The 22,748-nt window shown below is 54.5% G+C and carries 24 protein-coding genes; 8 read left to right on the forward strand and 16 right to left on the reverse strand.

Translation table 11 applies throughout. The features are described from left to right. The first annotated feature begins 116 nt into the window (after positions 1-116). Both ACSZO1_RS14805 and ACSZO1_RS14810 read left to right on the forward strand, forming a co-directional pair. A complete protein-coding gene (locus tag ACSZO1_RS14805) occupies positions 117-398 on the forward strand; it encodes a hypothetical protein (RefSeq protein ID WP_437613851.1) in 282 nt (93 codons plus the stop codon). A 575-nt stretch (positions 399-973) separates the two neighbouring features. Next, on the forward strand, positions 974-3,115 hold the full coding sequence (locus ACSZO1_RS14810) for an ornithine decarboxylase (protein WP_437613852.1): 2,142 nt from the start codon (positions 974-976) through the stop codon (positions 3,113-3,115). A 161-nt stretch (positions 3,116-3,276) separates the two neighbouring features. Here the strand turns inward: ACSZO1_RS14810 and ACSZO1_RS14815 are convergent, their stop codons facing one another. Beyond that, positions 3,277-3,885, reverse strand: coding sequence for a TetR/AcrR family transcriptional regulator (locus ACSZO1_RS14815; RefSeq protein ID WP_437613854.1), 609 nt, complete (start codon positions 3,883-3,885; stop codon positions 3,277-3,279). Positions 3,886-4,176: 291 nt separating this feature from the next. Between ACSZO1_RS14815 and ACSZO1_RS14820 the strand changes: the two genes are divergently transcribed. Both ACSZO1_RS14820 and ACSZO1_RS14825 read left to right on the forward strand, forming a co-directional pair. Beyond that, positions 4,177-5,397 carry a Tm-1-like ATP-binding domain-containing protein gene (locus tag ACSZO1_RS14820; protein WP_437613856.1) on the forward strand — a complete coding sequence of 407 codons (1,221 nt, stop codon included), beginning with the start codon at positions 4,177-4,179 and terminating at the stop codon, positions 5,395-5,397. 2 nt (positions 5,398-5,399) lie between these two features. Continuing rightward, entirely contained in the window at positions 5,400-6,230 is an 831-nt protein-coding gene (locus ACSZO1_RS14825; RefSeq protein WP_437613858.1) for a phosphoenolpyruvate hydrolase family protein, read from the forward strand. A gap of 219 nt (positions 6,231-6,449) precedes the next feature. On the opposite strand, the gene mltC is transcribed toward ACSZO1_RS14825, so the two are convergent. From mltC to mutY, 3 genes are all read right to left on the reverse strand, one after another. Beyond that, positions 6,450-7,523 carry a membrane-bound lytic murein transglycosylase MltC gene (mltC, locus tag ACSZO1_RS14830; protein ID WP_437613860.1) on the reverse strand — a complete coding sequence of 358 codons (1,074 nt, stop codon included), beginning with the start codon at positions 7,521-7,523 and terminating at the stop codon, positions 6,450-6,452. Positions 7,524-7,575: 52 nt separating this feature from the next. Next, the gene (locus ACSZO1_RS14835) at positions 7,576-7,848 is read right to left on the reverse strand and encodes an oxidative damage protection protein (RefSeq protein ID WP_437613862.1); all 273 of its coding nucleotides are present in this window, start codon (positions 7,846-7,848) and stop codon (positions 7,576-7,578) included. 142 nt (positions 7,849-7,990) lie between these two features. Next, positions 7,991-9,061, reverse strand: coding sequence for an A/G-specific adenine glycosylase (mutY, locus tag ACSZO1_RS14840; protein ID WP_437613864.1), 1,071 nt, complete (start codon positions 9,059-9,061; stop codon positions 7,991-7,993). A gap of 153 nt (positions 9,062-9,214) precedes the next feature. Between mutY and trmB the strand changes: the two genes are divergently transcribed. From trmB to ACSZO1_RS14855, 3 genes are read left to right on the forward strand one after another with little or no spacing between them, the layout of a single operon-like run. After that, positions 9,215-9,934 (forward strand): tRNA (guanosine(46)-N7)-methyltransferase TrmB, encoded by a 720-nt coding sequence (trmB, locus tag ACSZO1_RS14845; protein ID WP_437613866.1) that lies wholly within the window; start codon positions 9,215-9,217, stop codon positions 9,932-9,934. Continuing rightward, a complete protein-coding gene (locus ACSZO1_RS14850) occupies positions 9,934-10,260 on the forward strand; it encodes a YggL family protein (protein WP_437613868.1) in 327 nt (108 codons plus the stop codon). The genes trmB and ACSZO1_RS14850 overlap by 1 nt, the downstream gene beginning before the upstream one ends. A 55-nt stretch (positions 10,261-10,315) precedes the next feature. Further along, positions 10,316-11,032 carry a DUF2884 domain-containing protein gene (locus ACSZO1_RS14855; protein WP_437613870.1) on the forward strand — a complete coding sequence of 239 codons (717 nt, stop codon included), beginning with the start codon at positions 10,316-10,318 and terminating at the stop codon, positions 11,030-11,032. 198 nt (positions 11,033-11,230) lie between these two features. Here the strand turns inward: ACSZO1_RS14855 and hemW are convergent, their stop codons facing one another. Genes hemW through ACSZO1_RS14875 form a run of 4 tightly spaced genes read right to left on the reverse strand, consistent with a single transcriptional unit; the run spans position 11,231 to position 14,261 of the window. Further along, positions 11,231-12,370, reverse strand: coding sequence for a radical SAM family heme chaperone HemW (gene hemW, locus ACSZO1_RS14860; protein WP_437613872.1), 1,140 nt, complete (start codon positions 12,368-12,370; stop codon positions 11,231-11,233). After that, positions 12,363-12,956 (reverse strand): XTP/dITP diphosphatase, encoded by a 594-nt coding sequence (locus ACSZO1_RS14865; RefSeq protein WP_437613874.1) that lies wholly within the window; start codon positions 12,954-12,956, stop codon positions 12,363-12,365. The genes hemW and ACSZO1_RS14865 overlap by 8 nt, the downstream gene beginning before the upstream one ends. Positions 12,957-12,984: 28 nt before the next feature. Next, positions 12,985-13,539 (reverse strand): YggT family protein, encoded by a 555-nt coding sequence (locus ACSZO1_RS14870; RefSeq protein WP_437613876.1) that lies wholly within the window; start codon positions 13,537-13,539, stop codon positions 12,985-12,987. An 8-nt stretch (positions 13,540-13,547) separates the two neighbouring features. Further along, positions 13,548-14,261: a YggS family pyridoxal phosphate-dependent enzyme gene (locus ACSZO1_RS14875; protein WP_437613878.1), complete on the reverse strand. Its 714-nt coding sequence runs from the start codon at positions 14,259-14,261 to the stop codon at positions 13,548-13,550. A gap of 15 nt (positions 14,262-14,276) precedes the next feature. Here ACSZO1_RS14875 and ACSZO1_RS14880 point away from each other — a divergent pair, with 15 nt between their 5' ends. Next, on the forward strand, positions 14,277-15,293 hold the full coding sequence (locus tag ACSZO1_RS14880; RefSeq protein ID WP_437613879.1) for a type IV pilus twitching motility protein PilT: 1,017 nt from the start codon (positions 14,277-14,279) through the stop codon (positions 15,291-15,293). An 18-nt stretch (positions 15,294-15,311) separates the two neighbouring features. Here the strand turns inward: ACSZO1_RS14880 and ACSZO1_RS14885 are convergent, their stop codons facing one another. The 8 genes from ACSZO1_RS14885 to ACSZO1_RS14920 form a co-directional block, all read right to left on the reverse strand. After that, positions 15,312-16,052, reverse strand: a complete 741-nt coding sequence (locus tag ACSZO1_RS14885; protein ID WP_437613881.1) for a hypothetical protein — start codon at positions 16,050-16,052, stop codon at positions 15,312-15,314. 203 nt (positions 16,053-16,255) lie between these two features. Beyond that, entirely contained in the window at positions 16,256-16,672 is a 417-nt protein-coding gene (gene ruvX, locus ACSZO1_RS14890) for a Holliday junction resolvase RuvX (RefSeq protein ID WP_437613883.1), read from the reverse strand. Continuing rightward, on the reverse strand, positions 16,672-17,235 hold the full coding sequence (locus ACSZO1_RS14895; protein ID WP_437613885.1) for a YqgE/AlgH family protein: 564 nt from the start codon (positions 17,233-17,235) through the stop codon (positions 16,672-16,674). Before ACSZO1_RS14895 ends, ruvX begins: the two co-directional genes overlap by 1 nt. Before the next feature lie 93 nt (positions 17,236-17,328). Continuing rightward, a complete protein-coding gene (gshB, locus tag ACSZO1_RS14900) occupies positions 17,329-18,273 on the reverse strand; it encodes a glutathione synthase (RefSeq protein ID WP_437613887.1) in 945 nt (314 codons plus the stop codon). A 129-nt stretch (positions 18,274-18,402) separates the two neighbouring features. Next, positions 18,403-19,134 carry a 16S rRNA (uracil(1498)-N(3))-methyltransferase gene (gene rsmE / locus ACSZO1_RS14905; RefSeq protein ID WP_437613888.1) on the reverse strand — a complete coding sequence of 244 codons (732 nt, stop codon included), beginning with the start codon at positions 19,132-19,134 and terminating at the stop codon, positions 18,403-18,405. 77 nt (positions 19,135-19,211) lie between these two features. Beyond that, positions 19,212-19,925, reverse strand: a complete 714-nt coding sequence (gene endA / locus ACSZO1_RS14910) for a deoxyribonuclease I (protein ID WP_437613894.1) — start codon at positions 19,923-19,925, stop codon at positions 19,212-19,214. A 122-nt stretch (positions 19,926-20,047) separates the two neighbouring features. Then, positions 20,048-20,560, reverse strand: coding sequence for a SprT family zinc-dependent metalloprotease (locus ACSZO1_RS14915; protein WP_437613890.1), 513 nt, complete (start codon positions 20,558-20,560; stop codon positions 20,048-20,050). Positions 20,561-20,912: 352 nt separating this feature from the next. Further along, complete coding sequence (locus ACSZO1_RS14920; RefSeq protein ID WP_437613892.1) at positions 20,913-22,310, reverse strand: sugar porter family MFS transporter; 1,398 nt, start codon at positions 22,308-22,310, stop codon at positions 20,913-20,915. Positions 22,311-22,748 lie beyond the last annotated feature (438 nt).

Below are 22,748 nucleotides of genomic sequence, written 5' to 3' on the forward strand. Positions count from 1 at the left end.
TAATACAGCTCAGCTAAGGTAAGGCTAATACAGCTAAGGACTCCACTGAACCCCACCGATTAAATCGCACCTTCCTTCTGTTTAACCTATTTCCATAATTAAAAAAGGAACACACTATGACCAGCTTTACGGTTCGCGTTGAACTTCATCAGGCGACCTATGATGACATGGCACAGCTGCACGATATGCTGATCGCTCAGGGCTATTCCAATATTATTACTGACCCTTTGGGAAAGCGTTTTTACCTGCCGCTAAAGGAGTATGTGCTGGAGAGTGACGACACTACGGCCGGGCAGGTATTGCAGCAGGTGCGACGGATGGCAGAATCCGTGCGCCCGCAGCCGAAAGTGTTAGTCACAGAGGCGGCATCCTGCCACTGGTTTTTGCCTGTGGTGTGAAAATGATCGGTACTGAAAGGATGTGGTCTGACGGAGGAAACATCCTTTTAGTAAAACTTACTTGCGTATAAATTTGCATAACTAACGGAAAATAAAACATTTTTAATAACGCATTTTTTGTTTTTTGGTTATTAATCAATGTATTATGCATTGGTTGTTTTCGGCAATTAATTCACTTTCGCGGGTTGTGTCAAAAAACAAAAGATGCCATTATTGCGCGAAATTTGCTGTCCTTTTAAACCCCTTTCAACTGAGGTCGCCGCTATGAACGGTACAATGCTGACGAAAAGCACTTGTTCCTGCCATCTTCGGATGTCGCTGCGCACGCGACCATCATGCTGTCATACCACGTCGATACCCTCTCTCACCATGCGGTGAGGCCAGTCATACGCTTGCTGTTGGGCATGAGTAAAAACAGACGCGATCTGATTTTACTGATGTCTATCGGTTGAAGCTGAATCCAGTATTGCTCAGTCGAACCTGACATTTTTCGCCAGGAATGGTTTCCGCGTGGGGGACATTCCTATGCCGTGCCTTTGGCACCCACTCATCCTTGACCGCTGGGGATTTGTGCTATGACAACACTGAAAATTGCTGCCAGCGCCGCTGTGGCGCCACACCTCCACACCACGCGTGAAATCATCACGCTGGACAGTACCGATTTTACCGATGTGGCGGCGGTTGTCGTCTCCGTTGCGGATTCCCGCAGTGGCGTGCTGGCGCTGTTGCGCCATACCGGTTTTAACCTGCCGGTATTTATCGCGCTGGAGAGCGCAGATCAGGCGCAGGGGCTGCCTGAGGTGAGTGGTTTACTGACCGGTGATGCTGAATCCGCAGCACAGCTTGAAGCGGCGGCGGCCCGCTATGAAGCGGGTTTACTGCCGCCGTTTTTCGACACGCTGACCAAATATGTGGCCATGGGCAACAGCACCTTTGCCTGCCCGGGCCACCAGGGCGGCGCGTTCTTTAAAAAGCACCCGGCAGGCCGTCAGTTTTATGAGTTCTTTGGCGAGAATGTGTTTCGCGCCGATATGTGCAACGCCGATGTGAAACTGGGCGATCTGCTGATCCACGAAGGTTCTGCCAAGCATGCGCAGAAGTTTGCCGCCAAAGTGTTTAATGCGGATAAAACCTACTTTGTGCTTAATGGCACCTCCAGCGCCAATAAAGTGGTGACCAATGCGCTGCTGACACGTGGCGATCTGGTGCTGTTTGACCGCAATAACCATAAATCCAACCATCATGGCGCGCTGATCCAGGCGGGTGCGACGCCGGTTTATCTGGAAACGGCGCGTAATCCATTTGGTTTTATTGGTGGCATCGACGCTCACTGCTTTGATGAACGCTATCTGCGCAAGCAGATCAAAAAAGTGGCACCGGAGCGCGCTAATGAGGCGCGTCCGTTCCGCCTGGCGGTGATTCAGCTCGGCACCTATGACGGCACGGTATATAACGCGCGTCAGGTGGTGGATCGCATTGGTCATCTGTGTGACTACATTCTGTTTGATTCTGCGTGGGTCGGTTACGAGCAGTTTATTCCGGTGATGGAAGCCTGTTCGCCACTGTTACTCGACCTGAACGAGAACGATCCCGGCATTTTCGTCACTCAATCGGTACACAAACAGCAGGCCGGTTTTTCCCAGACCTCGCAGATTCATAAAAAAGACAACCACCTGCGTGGTCAGAAGCGTTTCTGCAGCCATAAGCGCCTGAACAACGCCTTTATGCTGCACGCGTCGACCAGCCCGTTTTATCCGCTGTTCGCCGCGCTGGATGTGAACGCCAAAATGCATCAGGGCGAGGCCGGACGCCGTCTGTGGCACGAGTGCGTCACGCTGGGGATTGATGCGCGTAAAGCGATCCTCGCAAAATGCGAGATGATCAAACCGTTTTTACCGGACAGCGTGGAGGGTAAACCCTGGCAGGATGCGCCGACAGAAACGATTGCCCGCGATGCGCGCTACTTCAGCTTCGCGCCGGGCGCGCAATGGCACGGTTTTGCCGGTTATGCACGCGATCAATACCTGATCGACCCGTGTAAGCTGTTGCTGACCACGCCGGGAATTGATGCTGCCAGCGGGGAATATGCTGCGTTCGGTATTCCGGCCACCATTCTGGCTAACTATCTGCGTGAGAATGGTATTGTGCCGGAGAAGTGCGATCTTAACTCGATCCTGTTCCTGCTGACGCCAGCGGAAAGTGCGGAGAAGATGGCGCATCTGGTGGCGATGCTGGCGCAGTTTGAACAGCATGTGAAAGACGATGCGTTGCTGTGTGACGTGCTGCCGACGGTGTACCGCAAGAACGCCGCGCGCTATGAAGGCTATACGCTGCGCCGTCTGTGCCAGGAGATGCACGATCTGTATGTCAGCTATGGCGTGAAAGATCTGCAGAAAGCTATGTTCCGTCAGCAGAGTTTGCCGAAAGTGGCGATGAACCCGCAGGACGCCAATATCGAGTTTATTCGTGGCAATGTTGAGCTGGTGCCGATCGCCAAAGCAGAAGGGCGTATCGCAGCGGAAGGCGCACTGCCATACCCGCCGGGCGTGCTGTGTGTGGTGCCGGGCGAAGTGTGGGGCGGCGCGGTTCAGCGTTACTTCCTGGCTCTGGAAGAGGGGATTAACCTGCTGCCGGGCTTTTCTCCGGAGCTGCAGGGGGTGTATACCGAAGCCGATGAACAGGGTGTCAAACGCCTGCATGGTTATGTGCTGGTGTAATGGCTGAGGCGGGCAACGTAAACGCCTTACCCCATGGTATGAAAGGGGAAAGGGGAGCGCCGTAAAACGCCCTCCCCCATCCCAACCTTCCCCCGTTTTACGGGGGAAGGGGCTGTAAGGTGTTAGCCTGTAGCACCATCGCAAGGAGCTATCAGGCGTCACTAGATACTCAGCTTCGCATCTTCCCGCGCCTGACGCACAATCGCCTTCGCCATCCACTTCGCCACATCCTGCAGTTCCTGATTGTCACAGCCCCAGATATCCTTCATGACGAGGAAAATCTCAGAGCCGTATACCAGCGACAGCGCATGTAATACCCGCTGAAACAGCTCTGGCGGTAATTCATCCGCCAGCGGTTCCACCACCTTCTGCAGCAGCATTTTACGGTTGCCGCGCACCAGCTTCTCTTTCACCGGCACCGCGTCCTGAGCCTGCGTCTGCGCCCACTGCGTCAGCGACAGATGCAGCGCGGCACGTAGCGTGCCTTCATGCTGCAACATATGCGGAAAGGCAAATTCCATTAATTCTTCGATACGTGCTCCGGCTTCCGGTTGCTCAGGCTGCCAGCTGTTCATCGGCTTCAGTGTTTCACTGACAATCGCCGCGACCAGCGCGCTTTGGGTGGGGAAATAACGATATGCCGTTGCACGTGAAAGCTGAGCGGCTTGCGCCACTTCGCTGATTGATGGAAACGCGCCGCTATCGAACAATTGCATGGCAGTATTGATGAGCAGACGGCGCGTACGTGCGCGAGTTGATGTCATTGACATTCCTTCCTGGTTTTCCATTTGAACCACAGTAACCTCTGTAAATTTGCCATAAAACAGTCAATTAACGGCCAGTAATGGCTTAAAGCTACGCCGTTTCCACAGGCAGTAACGCCCCGAAATCTTGATATATATCAATGAGACTGATGTTTCATTCTATTGATTTATCAATTAAATGGGTGTTACTGTTATCTCAGCATAACGCGACAGTTCGTTTGCACAAGGAAAATTGTGGTTTTTATTTCAGGTTAATCAACTCTTTATTCATTAATATGACAGGATTGAGCCAAAGAAATGAAAAAGGATAGCGGTTTTATCTATGCCGTAGCGACGGTAGATACTAAAGGAAATGAACTGTATTTTGTTCGTGACTTAATTTCCCGTAGCGGCGCTAAAGTATTAACAGTTGACCTTTCAACTCAATCACTTAGCCACGCTGCGCAGGTCGATTTTAGCGCGGAAAGTGTTGCCGCCTGCCACCCGCAGGGGGCGTCGGCGGTGTTCTGTGGTGACCGTGGTCGTGCCATTGATGCGATGGCGACGGCGTTTGAAATCTTCCTCAGCCGCCGCGACGATGTGGCGGGCATTATCGGCCTTGGCGGTTCCGGCGGCACGGCGTTGATTACGCCCGCGATGCAGGCGCTGCCGGTCGGTGTGCCGAAAGTGATGGTCTCCACCATGGCCTCTGGCGATGTCTCTGGGTACGTTGGTGCCAGCGATATCAGCATGCTCTACTCCGTGACCGATGTTTCTGGTCTTAACCGTATCTCACGTCAGGTGCTTGGCAATGCGGCGCATCAGATTGCCGGTGCGGTGCTGTTTGACGTGGCAGCGGATGCCTCTGATAAACCCGCGCTCGGCCTGACCATGTTTGGTGTCACCACCCCCTGTATTCAGGCGGTGAGTAAGGCGCTGGAAAGCGACTACGACTGCCTGGTGTTTCACGCTACAGGCAGCGGTGGTAAGGCGATGGAGAAACTGGCTGACAGCGGCATGCTGGCGGGTTTACTCGATCTTACCACCACCGAAGTGTGTGATTTGCTGTTCGGCGGCGTGCTGGCCTGCGGTGAAGATCGCTTCGATGCGATAGCAAAATCCGAAGTGCCCTGCGTGATCTCTGCCGGTGCACTGGATATGGTCAACTTCGGTCATCCATCGACAGTGCCGGCAAAATATGCAGACCGTCTGTTCTACCACCATAATGCCCAGGTCACGCTGATGCGTACCACGCCGGAAGAGAATGTGGCGATGGCGAAATGGATCGCGGCAAAACTGAATCGCTGCCATGGCGAGGTGATTTTCCTCGTCCCGCAGGGTGGTTTTTCAGCGCTGGACGCTCCGGGACAAGCCTTCTGGTGGCCGGAGGCCAGTGAGGCGTTTATCACCACACTGGAAAAAGAGCTGGTGCAGACCGACAAGCGCCGGATTCAGTACCTGCCTTATAACATTAACGATCCATTGTTTGCAGATGCGGCGGTGGCGGCATTTCGCGGCCTCGTTGCCAGGGAGAAATAATTATGCCTGCGTTTAATCGCCAGGAGCTGTTGAGTAAATTCAGGGCGATGATTGCCCGGCGTGAACCGATTATCGGTGGTGGAGCGGGGACTGGCCTGTCCGCGAAGTGTGAGGAAGCGGGCGGCATCGATCTGATCGTTATCTACAATTCCGGACGCTATCGTATGGCGGGGCGCGGATCGCTGGCGGGTCTGCTGGCATATGGCAATGCTAATGAAATTGTCGTCGATATGGCGAAAGAGGTACTGCCGGTAGTGAAACACACGCCAGTGCTGGCCGGTGTGAATGGCACCGATCCCTTCTGCCAGTTCGATAAGTTTCTCGATGAACTGAAAGCACTGGGTTTTTCTGGCGTGCAAAACTTCCCGACGGTGGGCCTGATTGACGGTAATTTCCGCGCCAATCTGGAAGAAACCGGTATGGGCTATGAGCTGGAAGTGGAGATGATCCGTCTGGCACATCAGAAAGATATGCTGACCACGCCTTATGTCTTCAGCACCGAAGATGCGGTGGCAATGACCCAGGCCGGCGCTGATATTATTGTGCCGCATATGGGACTGACCACGGGCGGCAATATCGGTGCAGAAACGGCGCTGAAGTTAGCGGATTGTGTGCCGCTGATTAATCAGTGGGCGGAAGCGGCCAAAGCGGTGCGTAAGGATGTGATTGTGCTGTGCCATGGCGGCCCGATTTCGTCGCCGGAAGATGCGCAATATATTCTCGATAACTGCCCGCTGTGCGATGGTTTCTACGGCGCCAGTTCGATGGAGCGTCTGCCAACGGAAACGGCATTAACCGATACCACCCGGCAGTTTAAACATATCACGCGTTAAACGATTTTTTCGGCAATCACTTTGATGCCAGCACCAGGGGATATGATCCCGTAAGCAAAACGGCGAGCTAATGCTCGCCGTTTTTTTATCCTGTCGTCTGACTGCCCGCATTCTCCGGAGCGACCATTCCGCGCTCCTGTGCGGACAAGCCGCTGCGGAGCCATCGGAATGTTTCCCCTCATGCCAGCTTACAGCCGCCTGCAACAGCAGCTGAAAACGTCAGTAACGGCGATAGCCGGTCTGCGCTTTGTTCACTTTGTACAGATAGCGACGTGACTCAGCAGACGGATGGTTAGTGGTCAGCGTCTGGTAAACCTCATTCGGCGACATATTGTTAATGATGTCGAATGCGCGGTTCTTGTCACTGGAGAAGGTACGCAGCACGCTGCCTGCGCCGCCGTTATAGGCGGTGATCACCGCATAACGCCGTGAAGTGGTGTTGCTGATCGACGCCAGATAGTTACCCTGCAGAATCGACAGGTAAGCGGTGCCGGTATCGATATTGTTCTCCGGATCGAACAGGTAGCTGCGGCTTGGCTTGCCCCATTTGCCCTGCATACGGAACACGTCCACCCCGGCGCTGTGTTGCACCACCTGCATCAGCCCCAGCGCATCAGAATGGCTGACGGCATACGGGTTGAAGCTTGATTCAATCTGCATAATGGCCAGGATCAGCGACTGATCGACGCCATATTTTTCCGACGCTTTGCGCACCATTGGCAGGTATTTATGCGCACGTTTATCCAGGTGGTTTGGCACCATTGGAATGGTGACCGACCAGATCACATGCAGGCCAGAAGTGCGGCGCTGCAGTTTGTTCTGCAGCAGGTAGTCAGCAAAGCTGGCGGCGCGGCCCTGCCAGCGGATGGGCTGGCCGGTATTATCCAGCACCTGGCCGTACAGCAGCGGTTCTTTGCTGATCTGAATATCGTTGGCGTCAGAATAGAGATCGACATTGCTCGGATCGTCGCCGATCAGCAGGGTGGTGATAATCGCCTGACGCAGACTCTCGGTCGGGTTCGTGCCGGCAATGGTTTCGATGGTAATAGTACCGGCATCGAAGTTGATGTGGCTGCGGGTGTAGTACTGATCGCTATATTTCACGTAGTCCTTTGGACCGGCGATCAGCACCTCATTGAGACCCCAAATGTTCTCAATGTTATGGGCAAACTGGCCCATCAGAATGTCAAAACCGTTGGTGTCTTTAACCCACTCTTCGTGATACTGATTTTTCTTCCCGGAGCAGGAGACTAATAGCGGTGCTATCACTAGCAAGGCAATCAATTTTTTCATTTTTTGTCTGTGTCTGGCCCAAAAAAATGGGGCCCGCGTAAGGCCCGTCTGATTATTCTTCTGGCGGGGTAAAGCCTTCGATATGGACGTCTTTGCCTTCGAACAGGAATTTCACTATCTCCTGTTCCAGCAGTTTGCGATCTTCAGGGTTCATCATGTTGAGTTTTTTCTCGTTGATCAGCATGGTCTGCTTCTTCATCCATTGCGACCAGGCTTCTTTCGAGATCTCATTGTAGATGCGTTTGCCCAGCTCACCAGGGTAGAGCTGGAAGTCCTGCCCTTCGGCATCCTGTTGCAGAAAGGTGCAAAAAATAGTGCGGCTCATTACTCTTCCTCTTGTATCACGCGAGTACTCATACCCGTCATACTTCAAGCTGCAGATGCGTTGCCTGCGCCCGTTCACCCCAGTCACATAGTTATCTATGCTCCTGGGGATTCACGGGCTTGTCGCCTTCCTGCAGCCCGAATTATTGTGGGTCTGGCGTCATTTGCTGTGGCTGACGCAGTTCGTTCAGCAGACGCTTAACCGGCGCGGCCAGTCCCACAGACGGTGGCTGCGCTAAGTTATACCAGAGACCCGCGCCTTCATCCATGGCTGTGCGTGCCGCGGGCAGTTCCAGCCACATCGGAACAATATCGAGGTGGAAGTGGCTGAAGGTATGGCGGAAGGCGATCAGCTGGCTAAGCTGGCTGCTATCGATCGCCCGCTGTTGCAGCCACTGCTGCAACTCTTCTTCAGTGCTGAACTGCGGGAAGCAGTACAGACCGCCCCACAGGCCGACTGGCGGGCGCTGTTCAAGCCACACGCCATCGCCACGCTGCATCAGTAAAAACCAGCCGGTGCGTTCCGGCAGTGTCTGTTTCGGTTTTTTGCCAGGATATTTTGCCCAGCTGCCGTTGGCATAGGCCATGCAGCCTGGATTGACCGGGCAGATTTCACACTTTGGTTTACTGCGCGTGCATACCATGGCGCCGATATCCATCATCGCCTGGTTAAACTGGCTGACGCCCTGCGCCGGAGTTACCTGCTCGCTGACGTCCCACAGTTTTTTCTCTACCTCTTTTTTCCCCGGCCAGCCATCAATCGCGCAGTAGCGCGCCAGTACGCGCTTCACATTGCCATCAAGAATCGGGAAATGCTGACCCAGCGACAGCGAGAGGATGGCGCCCGCGGTGGAGCGACCAACGCCAGGCAGCGCAGCGACTTCGTCGAAAGTCTGCGGAAACTCGCCGCCGTGCAGATTAACCACCTGCTGCGCCGCTTTATGCAGATTGCGCGCCCGCGCATAGTAGCCCAGCCCGGTCCACAGGTGCAGCACTTCATCCAGCGGTGCCGCGGCGAGATCGGTGACGGTCGGGAAACGCGCCATAAAGCGCTCAAAATAGGGGATCACGGTGGCGACCTGAGTTTGCTGCAGCATCACCTCAGAGAGCCACACTTTATAGGGCGTATTTTCCTGCTGCCACGGCAGGGTTTTGCGTCCAAAGCGCTGATACCAGTCCAGCACTTGTTGCGCGAACTGTTGCGCTTGCATCATCGGGAGGAAATTTTCCGTTATTACTCTACACTGAGGCAGGAATTGCAGCACAGTCGCCCGGTACTGTAAACCGGAACTTTCCAGGGCTTGCTTCTGCGCGCTAACTTTGCATAATGCCCGCATTTGCTGAAAAGCTGATTAACAGGCAACCAAATGATTAATGACGTCATCTCCCCCGAATTTGATGAAAACGGCCGTGCGATGCGCCGTGTCCGCAGCTTTGTCCGCCGCCAGGGCCGCTTAACCAAAGGCCAGCAACAGGCGCTGGATGATTACTGGCCGGTGATGGGCGTCGAGTTCCAGCAGGAACCGGTGGATCTGGCCGCACTGTTTGGCCGCGAAGCGCCAGTGGTACTGGAGATCGGTTTCGGTATGGGCGCATCGCTGGTCACGATGGCCAGCAGCAACCCGCAGCAAAACTTCCTCGGTATTGAAGTGCACTCTCCGGGTGTCGGTGCCTGCCTCGGCGCGGCGTATGAGGCGGGCACAGAGAACCTGCGCGTGATGTGTCATGACGCAGTGGAAGTGCTGAATAAGATGATCCCGGATAACTCGCTGCGTATGGTGCAGCTGTTCTTCCCCGATCCATGGCATAAAGCGCGTCATAATAAACGTCGCATTGTGCAGGTCCCCTTTGCCGAGCTGGTGCTGCGTAAGCTGAAGCTGGGTGGTGTGTTCCATATGGCGACCGACTGGGAAGCTTACGCTGAACATATGCTGGAAGTCATGAACAGTGTGGCAGGTTATAAGAATCTGTCCGCTGAAAATAATTTTGTACCGCGACCGGAGTCGCGTCCGTTAACCAAATTCGAGCAACGTGGTCAGCGTTTAGGACACGGTGTATGGGATCTGATGTTTGAGAGGGTGAAATAATGGCAACACAACGTAGTCGTCGTCTGCGCAAGAAGATGCACATTGATGAGTTTCAGGAACTGGGCTTTACCGTTAACTGGAGCTTTGCAGAAGGCACCAGTGAAGAGCAGATCGACAGCACCGTTGATGCGCTGATCAATGAAGTGATTGCGCCAAACGGCCTGGCTTTTGATGGCAGCGGCTATCTGCAGTGGGAAGGGCTGATTTGCCTGGAGAAACTCGGCAAGTGCACCGACGAGCATCGTGAACTGGTGCGCAACTGGCTGACGGCGCGTAATCTCAAAGATGTCACGGTTTCGGAACTGTTTGACGTTTGGTGGGACTAAGTAGTGAAGAGGGCGGCAATGAGGCCGCCCATTTTTTTGTCAAGCAGGAGACTCCATGATTCGTAAAGCGCTGGTTGTCGCGTTACTGGTGGCTGCAGGTCAGGCGCAGGCCGCCTATGAGTGCAGTGTGAAGCCGCAGGACGATGTGGTGATTAAGCCGCAGAGCGTGCAGGTCGTCGGGGCGAACGGCAATCTGGAGATCTCTCCTGAAGGGAATGTGCAGTACAACGGCAGCCCGGTCACGGTGGATGCCGCGACGCGCCAGAAAGCGATTAATTATCAGAATGCACTGCGTCGTGATCTGCCATGGGTGGATCAGGGCGCGACAGAACGCCTGGAAAAAGGGCGTGTGGCGCTGGATCGGGTGATTGTCGACAAGCTGGGCAGCGACAGCAATGTGCGTTCGCGGCTGACCACGCTCAACGGCCAGCTGAAACAGCAAATGAACCGCATTATTGAACATCGCAGCGACGGCTTAACCTTCCATCATCAGGCGATTGACCAGGTGCGTCAGGATGGCGAGCGTCTGGTGCAGAGCACGCTGGGCGGTGTGTTGCAGGACAGCCTGAATGAGATGGGCACGAAACAGGCGGCATCCGGCAATAATCCGCTGCAGGCGATTATGGGCAATCTCGGTGGCTTACAGCAGGCGATTCAGGCTGAGTGGAGTAAGCAGGAACAGGATTTCCAGAACTTTGGTCATGAAGTCTGTAATCGTGTGACAACGCTGGAAGGGCAGCGAAAAGATCTGCTGGTGGCGGTGAAGAAATAGCAAAGCCAGTTAAAGCATTGGCGCTATGCTGCAAATGTGTACCGAACCGCCCTTTCCCCCGCAGAGCGGGGGACAAATTCGTCAGGAACGAATTTGACCGAAGCTTGCTTCGGCCCGAAGGGCGAACCACAGGGATGTGGTTCGTAAACGTTGGGATGGGAGAGGGGAGCAGTCTGGCGATGCCATGTGGCTGCCAGCTTAATCCTCAGCTAAAAATAGCTCCAGCAGGGAGTTCAGGAACAGTTTCCCTTTCTCCGTAATCTGCCAGGTCTCCGCCGTTTCCGTCAGATAACCTTTCGCCAGCGCTTCATCAATCTGCGGGCGAATCACGCTCTCATCCAGACCGGTATACGCGACAAATTCCTGTCGTGGCGCGGCTTCCAGCAGACGAAAACGGTTCATAAAGAATTCGAACGGTTTTTCGCTCTCCGCGACTTCATACTGACGATCCAGATAGTTACCGGCCATAAAACCACGCGGATGACGGGTTTTCACGGTACGGATAATGCGGCCATCATCCTGTGTCAGTTTACCGTGCGCGCCACAGCCGATGCCGAGATAGTCGCCAAAACGCCAGTAATTGAGGTTATGCTCGCAGCGGTAACCCGGCTTCGCATAGGCTGAGGTTTCATACTGCTGGTAACCGGCCGCGGTCAGCAGGCGGTCACCCTGCTCAAAAATATCCCACAGCGCATCGTCATCCGGCAGTTTCGGCGGCCGCGAACTGAACATGGTGTTCGGCTCGATGGTCAGCTGATACCACGAAAGATGCGGCGGATTGAGCGCAATTGCCTGACGCAGGTCATCCAGCGCCTCTTCCAGCGTCTGGTCCGGCAGGCCGTGCATTAAATCGAGGTTAAAGCTGCGCAGTCCCAGCCCGGCGGCAAGGTGTGCCGCGCGTTTCGCTTCTTCCGGACCGTGGATACGCCCCAGACGTTGCAGTTTCTGCGGGCTAAAGCTTTGTACGCCAATCGAGATACGGTTGATGCCCGCGCGCTGGTAGCCGCTGAAACGGTCAGCCTCTACCGTGCCCGGGTTAGCTTCCATGGTGATTTCCGCGTCAGGCGCCAGCGGCAGACGCGCCCGTACACCGTCCATCAGCATCATCATTGCTTCACTGCTTAACAGACTGGGCGTGCCACCACCAATAAAGATGGTACGCACTTCACGCCCGCCGGTGAGCGGCAGATCGTTATCCAGGTCGGCCAGCAGGTGACGCACATACTCTTCGTGCGGCACCTCGCCCTTAAGCGCATGAGAGTTGAAATCGCAGTAAGGGCACTTTTGTACGCACCACGGAATATGAATATACAGGCTCAGTGGTGGACGGTTAGCCATTGCGCATTGCTTCCAACAGCAGCGTCAATGCTTTGCCGCGGTGGGATACAGCGCGTTTCTCATCCTTTGTCAGTTCAGCTGCGGTTTTACCCAGTTCCGGGATAGAGAAAACAGGGTCGTAACCAAAGCCACCATTACCCGCGGCGGCACGGGTAATCACACCTTCCCAGCTGCCGTGGAACACCAGCGGCGTCGGGTCTGCCGCATGGCGCACATACACCAGCACGCAGTGGAACTGCGCCTGACGACGATCGTCAGGTACGTCCTGCAGTGCCGCCAGCAGTTTTTCGAGGTTCTGCTGGTCGCTGGCGTCTTCACCGGCGTAGCGCGCCGAGTAGATACCCGGTGCGCCGCCCAGCGCATCCACCGCCAGGCCAGAATCATCGGCAATCGCTGGCAGGCCGGTAATTTGCGCGGCATGACGCGCCTTGAGGATGGCGTTTTCAATAAAGGTTAAACCGGTCTCTTCGGCAGATTCGACGCCGAGTTCGGTCTGCGCCACGATATCCAGGCCGAAGGCCGCCAGCAGGTCGGCCAGTTCGCGAACTTTGCCCGGGTTACCGGTTGCGAGTACAACTTTTTGCATAACAGATCCAGAATTCATCATTAACGCGTTACAGCAGATACCACAGGCCAGGGAACAGATCCATGCCGAGGTAGTTGAGCAGATACAGCACCAGAATCACCACCATCGCGGAGAAATCAATACCGCCCATGGCCGGAATAATGCGGCGTACTGGTGCCATCAGCGGCTCAGTTAACTGAATCAGCACATAGTCGACTGCACCGCGTCCCTGGCTGATCCAGCTCATCAGCGAGCGGATAATAATCACCCAGAAAACCAGGTAACCGGCGGACTTCACCAGTGCCAGCAGCCCCACCAGCAGGTTCATCGGATCGACCGACATCGCACCCACCTGAATCAGCAGTAAAATCGGGTACTTCAGCGTGGTCAGCACAAACGCCAGCAGCAGCGAAGCGGTATCAATCGGGCCAATCGCCGGAATAATACGGCGCAGCGGTTTCACCACGGGCTGGGTCACTTTCACCACGAACTGCGCCAGCGGGTTGTAAAAATCACAGCGTGACCACTGCATCCAGATACGCAGCAGCAGCACCATTACGTAAAGATCGATCAGGGTCTTGACCAGAAAAGTCAACGTCAGCATGAGGTTCCTCAGTGGTTGTTGTGAGTGGCGTGAGTGTAGTCACGCGCGCCAAAAATCGCGGTGCCAATGCGCACCATGGTACTGCCTGCCGCGATGGCGGCATCCATATCGTCGCTCATCCCCAGCGACAGCGTATCGACCGATGGATAGTGTTGCTTTAACTGCTCCAGCGCCTGCGCCATCTGCTGGCATACCGCCAGCTGGCGCTGATAGTCGCTTTCTGGTGCGGGGATTGCCATTAAGCCGCGCAATGTCAGCTGCGGCAGCCGGGCGATTTCCTGCGCCAGCGCGGGTAAGTCCTGCAACATAATGCCAGATTTGCTGCTTTCGTCGCTGATGTTTATCTGAATCAGCACATTCAGCGGTGGCAGATGTGCGGGACGCTGCTCGTTCAGACGGGTGGCGATACGCAGCCGGTCCACGGTGTGGCACCAGGCAAAGTTTTCCGCCACCAGACGACTCTTGTTGGATTGCAGCGGACCGATAAAGTGCCATTCCAGCTGAGGATACGCGGCCAGCGCCTGAATTTTATCGGTGCCTTCCTGCACATAGTTTTCACCAAAAGCAATTTGCCCTGCTGCGGCGGCTTCTTCGACCGCGCTCGCAGGTTTGGTTTTACTGACTGCAAGCAGCGTAACTCCTGCTGGATCGCGGCCGCAACGTTCGCATGCCGCTGAGATTCGCTGGCGGACTTGCTGTAGGTTTTGCTGAATTGAGGTCATGGTCAGGAGAACTTTATGGATTTGGACGAAATTGTGGCTCTTAGTGTAAAGCATAACGCCGCCGATCTGCACCTTTGCAGTGGCCATTTGCCGCAGTGGCGTTGTCACGGGCGTTTGTCAGTCATCCCTAATCTGGCGGAAGTGAATGCTGATGTGCTGGAGTCGCTGGTGATGAGCTGGCTGGATCATGCTCAGCGCGAGGCATTTGCCGCGACGGGCCATGTCGATTTTGCCCTGACGCTGACCAGTGGTGCCCGGCTGCGCGCTAACGCGTTTCACCAGCGTCTGGGGATCTCGCTGGCGCTGCGTTTGATCGCCAGTGACTGCCCGCCGCTGGCGGCACTGGGGCTGCCTGAGGTGATCCCGGCATTATTGCAACAGCAGGATGGACTGTTGCTGATTAGCGGCGCGACGGGCAGCGGAAAATCCACCACGCTGGCGGCGATGATCGGCATGCTGAACCAGCAGCGCGATTTGCATATTATTACGCTGGAAGATCCGGTGGAATTTATCCATCACAGCCAGCAGTCGCTGATCCAGCAGCGGGAAATTGGCCAGCACTGTAGCTCTTTTCAGCAGGGACTACGCGCAGCGTTGCGGGAAGATCCTGATGTGATCTTACTGGGTGAGTTGCGCGACAGTGAGACGATTCGCCTGGCGCTGACCGCGGCGGAAACCGGGCATCTGGTGCTGGCGACGCTGCATACCCGTGGCGCAGCGCAGGCGATTGACCGGCTGGTGGATGTCTTTCTGGCGGCGGAAAAGAATCTGGTGCGTTGTCAGCTGGCGGGTAGCCTGAAAGCGGTGGTGGCACAGCAGCTGGTGGCGGGTAAGCAGGGCGGTCGGGTGGCGCTGTTTGAGGTGCTGGTCAACACACCCGCGGTGGCGAATTTAATCCGTGAGGGGAAAAACCATCAGCTTCCTGGTTTATTACAGACCGGAATACAGGCAGGTATGCGCACCTTTGAACAGAGTTATCGCCAGCGAGTGGCGGAAGGTGTGATTGCGGAGGGTGAGTGCGCCTTGCCCTGAGGCAAGGCGGCTGGTGGCTTAATCAGAATGCTCACTCGACGTGCGGTGTTTTCTGATCTCCAGAGTGCGGCTGCGGGGTCTGAAGGTATCATCTTCTGCTGGTGTCTTGTTGTCCCGACTTTTGGTTGTTCTGGTAGCTAACTGGGATTCTCTGGCGATCAGACTGCTGCTGCGTTGCCTGTAATCCTCTTCTGTCGATGCCAGTGTATTCTCTTTAACGTCGCTGACGTCTAAAACGGAAGTGGTTCTTTTGCGTAGCTGGCTTTTCGTGCGTGGTCTGATGCCATAAGGTATCACTTCATCGATATTTTCTTCCTGCTGCTGTTCGGCCGATATTTCTACGGAGACCGTGAGCCTGCTGTTAGCTTGCGTGGCTTGTGTCAGCAAGTCGGGCAGGGGAGGCTGATTCGTTTCCCGTTTTTTGGGTATGGCCTCCTGCAACGTCTGCCCTGATTCCGCCATGCTGATTTCTGCCTGTTGCCGCATTGCCTCGTCTGACTGCATGCTGGTCAGTATTGACGTTGTCTGAGTGATAACTTTCTCAACCTGCTGACTGGAGTTACCGTGGGATGTATATAATTGCGTTACTATCTCAATCAGCTCTGCAATATTTTCCGGTGGATGAAATTTCCCATCTCTCCAGGTAAACATAAATGTTTTTCGAGGGTAATAGGTTAGCTGTAACGAGAAACTAAAATCATCACTTCCCCAGGTAAAAGCACTGTTTAAGGAAGGTGCGATTAATTCGATGGGAACCATTTTTTCGTCCTGTCATCGTATGGTAAATGAACAAAGAACCGCCCAAAACACTGAAAACGATAGATGAACGGCAATCATTGTAGTCATGAACAGAACTTTGAATGATTAAATCGCACCTTCCTTAAGTATAAGGAATAGATTTATTTTTGCGGGTATTGTCACATTAGCCCGCACAGATAAATAATATTAAATTAATATGTTAATCAGTTATTCTCAAACCAGCTTTCCAGAATAATCACCGCAGAAAGTGAATCGACACTGCCTTTATTCAGCGCACGGAATCCTCCGCGGGCAAACAGGTCGGCGCGCGCTTCCACTGTGCTCAGCCGTTCATCCTGTAACTCCACCTGCAGGCCAAAACGGCCATGCAGGCGGTTGGCGAATTTACGCGCCCGGGCGGTGAGTGGCTGTTCAGTGCCATCCATATTCAGCGGCAGGCCCACAATCAGCAGGTCAGGTTGCCACTCTTTCAGCAGCTTCCCGATGATATCCCAGTCCGGGATACCATCCTGCGCTTTGATTGCCGTCAGCGGGCGGGCGGTGCCTGTCAGCTGTTGCCCCACCGCAACGCCAATACTTTTGGTGCCGAAATCAAACGACAGCAGCGTCATAGCGGACATCAGGCGTGACCTGCTTCATTCGCGATATTATGAATATCCACACCAATGCTCTTCGCTGCTTCGCGCCAGCGATCGGCGATGGGTGTATGGAACAGAATATTGCTGTTCGCTGGCGCAGTCAGCCAGGCATTTTCCAGCAATTCACCTTCGAGCTGATTTTTTTCCCAGGCACAGTAACCCAGCGCCACCAGTACCTGCTCCGGTTGTTCCGGGGTGGCAATCGATTCCAGCACATCGCGTGAGGTGGTGATCACGGTGTTTTCGGAGACGCGAATACTGGAGGCAAAAATACGCTGCGCGGTATGCAAAATAAAACCGCGATCTTCCGCCAGTGGACCCCCGGCAAATACCGGTTTATCGAGTTTGATCTCAGGATCGCGCGGCGTCGGGGAAATTTTGAGTTTTCTGAGGATACCGTCGACCGTTAAATTTTCCATCGGCTTATTGACGATCAAACCCATGGCGCCTTCATCATTGTGCTCACAAATATAAACCACTGAGCGTTTGAAAAAAGGATCCTGCAGTCCGGGCATGGCAATCAAGAAGTGGTGCTGTAAATTCATTATCACTCGTTCTGTGTTGTGGTTAACGGCCACGGTGTCATGGTGCTGTGCGGTTAACGGGTAAGCCACGGGGCTGACGCCCCGTGTAAATAATCACGCCAGGCGTTTTTCAATCGCATCCATCAGCATGCCAGTGATCGAAATCGGGAAGGCCGCTTCGATTTCACGCACGCAGGTCGGGCTGGTGACGTTAATTTCCGTCAGCTTGTCGCCAATAATATCCAGACCAACAAAAATCAGCCCTTTCGCTTTCAGCGTTGGACCGACACGACGGGCAATCTCCCAGTCGCTTTCGGTTAACGGGCGCGCTTCACCACGTCCGCCTGCCGCCAGATTGCCGCGGGTTTCACCTGATTTCGGAATACGCGCCAGGCAGTAAGGCACCGGCTCGCCGTCCACCACCAGCACACGTTTATCACCGTCTTTAATCGCCGGCAGATAGTTTTGCGCCATGCAGTAGAAGTTGCCGTGACCGGTCAGGGTTTCAGTGATGACCGACAGATTCGGGTCTTCCTGTTTGACGCGGAAAATCGATGCGCCGCCCATGCCATCGAGTGGCTTCAGGATAATATCGCCATGCTCCTGCCAGAACTCACGGATCTGCTGGGCATTACGTGTGACCAGCGTATCCGGCGTCAGTTCCGCAAACCATGCCGTAAACAGCTTCTCATTGCAGTCGCGCAGGCTCTGCGGTTTATTGACGATCAGCGTACCCTTCTCTTCCGCACGCTCAAGAATATAGGTGGCGTAGATGAATTCAGTATCGAACGGCGGATCTTTACGCATCAGGATCACGTTCAGATCGGCCAGCGCAATATCCTGCTCGCTGCCAAACTCGAACCATTTGTCATAGTTCTGCTCGACGCTGAGCAGGCGGGTACGCGCACGGCTTTCGCCTTTACGCAGATAGAGATCGTTCATCTCCATATAGTGGATTTCGTAACCGCGACGCTGTGCTTCCAGCAGCATTGCAAAGCTGGTGTCTTTTTTAATATTGATGGAGGTGATGGGGTCCATCACGATGCCAAGCTTAATCATTTTTTCTCCTTTTTGAACGCTACCTTGCCTGCCATTTCGGGGCTGGGCAGATAACGCTCAAATCTTTGATATTTAGCCGTAGTCTCGCATAACCCCGGCACGGTGACTTCACTCTATGGGCTGCTGCGCTTATCCCAGATCGCCGAAACGCACCTGCAGGGCGGTAATTGCCGTCAGCGCGGTGGTCTCCGTACGCAGCACACGCGGTCCTAATAAAATATCGGTAAAACCCTGTTTCGCGGTCATCGCGATCTCATCTGCCGATAAACCGCCTTCCGGACCAATCAGCAGGCGCGCGCGTTCTACGGGCAGCGGCAGCGTATTGATGCTGTGTTGCGCCCGCGGATGCAGGTTGAGCTTCAGCCCGCTCTCTGCTTCCGCGCACCAGCTCTCCAGCGTCATCGCCTCGCGGATTTCGGGCAGGGTGTTGCGTCCGCACTGTTCACAGGCGGCAATGGCGATTTTTTGCCACTGCTGGATTTTTTTCGCCAGACGATCAGCATCCAGCTTTACGCCGCAGCGTTCAGAAAACAAGGGGGTAATCACGTTTACGCCCAGTTCGATCGATTTCTGAATGGTAAATTCCATCTTCTCGCCACGCGACATGACCTGGCCAAGATGCAGATGCAATGGCGATTCGCGGTTGTCAGCGCGGCTGTCGAGGATTTTTACTTTAACGTGTTTTTTATCCGCCTGGATAATTTCTGCTGCAAAAGTCAGATTACTGCCATCAAACAGTTCCAGCGCCTGGCCGTTGCTCATGCGCAGTACGCGGCCAACGTGGTTTGCGGCATCTTCTGACAGGGCGACTTCACTCCCGACGAGCAGGCTGTCGGGATGGTAAATGCGAGGTATACGCATATAAATCCTGAAAATAACCCGTACGGGTTACTCCCGTACGGTAAGAAAGAGAAAGAGATTAGTTTAGGGCAGGGTTTTTACCGCTGGCAAGCTTGCTGTACATAGGGATTGTGGTTGCCCTGTACCCGAGCGATACGTTTGTCTCGTTCGCACTCCCATGCAGTGACCGGATACTGCTTATCCCACGCGGTCATCAGCTGGGTTTGCTGACGTGAGAGGCGCAGCTGGTATTGGTCGCGCATATAGAAGTACGTGCGGGCAATTGCGCCACGGGCCCGTGCCGGTGGTTCTGCCAGCTGTTGTTTGAAATCGACTTTCATTTCACAGCGACCATATTGCCCTTCACCGCCATTCCACTGGCTGTACATAAAGTTGCCGCGGTCACCGTTCACTTCACCAATTGCGGGTTGCAGGTTATGCAGGTCGCTTTCGATACGGCGGTATTCGGCATCTTTACTGCAGTTTTTGCGTCCGCCATCCTGCCAGCACTGGCGCTGATGGCCGAACTGCCAGGCGGGCACCACATGTTCCCACTCGATACGGCTGGCGCGGTTGGCGTTTTTACGCACCTGGTAGCCACAGGAAGCGAGATCCGGCGTGCCTTTTTTGCCCTGCCAGTTGATTTTGCAGCCGCAATAGAATGAACCCGGCGCATCTGCATTGATTTCAGAGGCGTACGCTTTTGCCTGCTGGAAGTTATTTTGCTGGAAATTATCCGGATTGCGGCTCTGCGCGCTGAAGGAGGAGATCAGCAGAATTACGGCTAATGGAGTGAGTATGTTACGCAACATCATCTGTTTTTTCGGCATCTGGTGGAAACTTTGCGCAGAGTAACAGATGCGGCGCGAATAACGAATCACAGGGCGATAAACGACGCTTTTTACGGCTGTTTTTTCGCCACAGTTGCTGCTTTTTAAGAATCCGTGAAATCCCCGGGCGTTAAAATATCGCCGCAGCGCAGGCAGCGGTATTCGCTTTCGCCGCGCAGCACGCGGTTATGGCGGCGTACGGTCAGCTGGTGTTGCTGGCAGCGGCAGCGATAGGGAAAGGCGCGGCTGCGCACGGAAGCCACTTCAAATTTGTGTGTGCGGCGAGCGGGAACCTCCAGCACGCTCTCCATCATCCATTTCCACTCTTTACCGTGGGGTGCGACGCGGCCGAAGTATTTCCAGACCAGTAAATGCGCCAGTTCGTGCGGCACCACTTCATCAATAAATACCTGCTGGTTTTCCTGCAGCAGCACCGGATTGAGGCGGATTTCCCAGTCCTGCAACCATGCTGTGCCCGCAGCAGTACCACGCTGCTGATACACCAGTTTCGGTTCCGGGTAGTTGCGTTCGAGGCGCTGATTGGCTTGCTGCAGTTTGCTGCGCAGCACACGCATCACAGATTGCTGTAAGGCGATGGGGAGTCGGGGCGATTTCATAGCGGGAAGCATAATGGGCAGGGGCAGGGGATGCAACAGGACTGATGCTGTATTGGGCTCACGGGCAGCCACACAGAAATGCAAAGCGCAGGGAACACGGTCAGTGGAGGAAAGCGTCCCGCGCCATGGAAGGCGTGGGCCGATCGGCCATGGATGGCAGCTTTTGCGTCTTTACGGAGCTGAGCGTGTTTCCGGAGCCATCACAGATCTAAAAGCGATGCCGTTATACAGGCACAGGCCTAAAAACAGCGCCCTTCTGCTGACCAGGTATAAGAGCAACGATCTCAGATGAAATCAGGGGAGAACAAGAAAAAATACCGCCGGGTTACCGGCGGTATTGATACCGGGAGTATCAGTCGCGTGAACCAATATCACGCAATTTTTTGCCGGACAGCAGATTGCGTTCAATATGTTCCAGCGTCACACCTTTGGTTTCCGGGATCAGCCACAGGGTCAGCAGAATAAAGAAGATATTCAGCGCTGCGTAAACCCAGAAGGTTGGCGCGTTGCCCAGCGTGTTCAGCATGGTCAGGAAGGTCGCGCCAACAATCATATTGGCAATCCAGTTGGTCGCGGTGGAGACAGTGATACCAAAGTCACGTCCTTTCAGCGGCTGGATTTCCGAGCACAGTACCCAAATCAGCGGACCGGCGCTCATCGCGAAGCCAATGATAAACATCAGCAGCATGGCGATAGCGAAATACTGCGCGCCAGTGCTGTTGATACCGAAATGCAGCATCGAACCAAGGATGCCCATACCGGCTGCCATCACCAGGAAGCCCAGTGTCAGGGTCGGTTTACGTCCCCAGCGATCCACCAGGCCGATAGCGATAAAGGTCGCCAGCACGTTGACCAGGCCGACAATCACGGTGCCCCACATCTGCTGAGTGGTATTGGCGAAACCGGCAATCTCAAAGATTTTCGGTGCGTAATACATGATTACGTTCATACCGGTGAACTGCTGCATCACCTGCAGCAGCACGCCGAGGTACACCGCACGACGGAAGTTGCTGTTGTCTTTGAACAGGCTCCAGCCAGACTGCTTGATTTTCAGGCTTTCACGGATTTCATCCAGCTCACGCTTCGCCTGCTCGCTGGTATCACGCAGGCGGTCCAGCACCCGCTGTGCATCGCGGAAGTTACCTTTTGCCGCCAGCCAGCGCGGACTGTTAGGCAGGAAGAACACGCCCACCAGCAACAGGATTGCCGGAATAGTGATCACGCCCAGCATCCAGCGCCAGTTACCGGTATAGCTGAACGCGGTATCGGAGAGATAAGCACCGAGAATACCGATGGTAATCATCAGCTGATACAGTGAAATCATACTGCCGCGGATTTTTTCCGGTGCAATTTCAGACAGGTAGAGTGGAGCGGTGTAAGACGCTACGCCGACCGCCAGTCCCAGCAGGACGCGCGCGACAATCAGCATGTCCGGGTTCGGCGCAAAGGCTGACCACAGAGAACCGATCACAAACAGGATCGCGCCTGCCATCAGGCTTTTTTTGCGGCCCAGTCGTGCGGACATCCAGCCGCTGGCGATCGCGCCCACGGCAGCGCCAAACATCATCGAGCTGACGATCCACTCCTGCTGATGGTTGGTGACATTGAAGTCTTTGGCAATAAACGGCAGGGCGCCGGCAATCACGCCGATATCCAGGCCAAACAGCAGCCCAGCCAGAGCCGCCAGAAAGCAGACAAATAAGGTCATCGCCTTATTAGATGTTCTGCGGTGTTGAGTACTACCAGGCATGTCGCCTCCAGATTGTCTTTGCCCGTTATGCTTCGCAGCAGCAGCATGGCTGCCACTCGAATAATGGTGGGCCTGTGTTGTTGTTATCATGTTAGAAAACCCGCGGACGGCAAAAAGTGACGCCGATCACGTTAGTGTAATCGGTTACACTCACCTTATCCCTGTTAATCAGCATTTTTCACCGTACAGGGTTCTGCTAACCAGTGGGTTATAGCACCCGGTAAGTTTATGACATGATTCTGATTATCGATTATCAGACGAGGCTGAAAATAGCGCATTTCAGCACGCCTTTCTACACGGTGAAAATCCTAAATAACAGATAAATAAAGTGTTTCAAAATGTAATCGCTATCAATTGATTTGTAAGGCGCGAATTCAGATAATAAGTGCAACGCTCGGACATGATTGTGGAGAGTGTAGGAGGAAGGGTTAACTACCG

The sequence above is a fragment of the Erwinia sp. V71 genome (genome assembly GCF_965644245.1).
GTDB lineage: Bacteria > Pseudomonadota > Gammaproteobacteria > Enterobacterales > Enterobacteriaceae > Erwinia.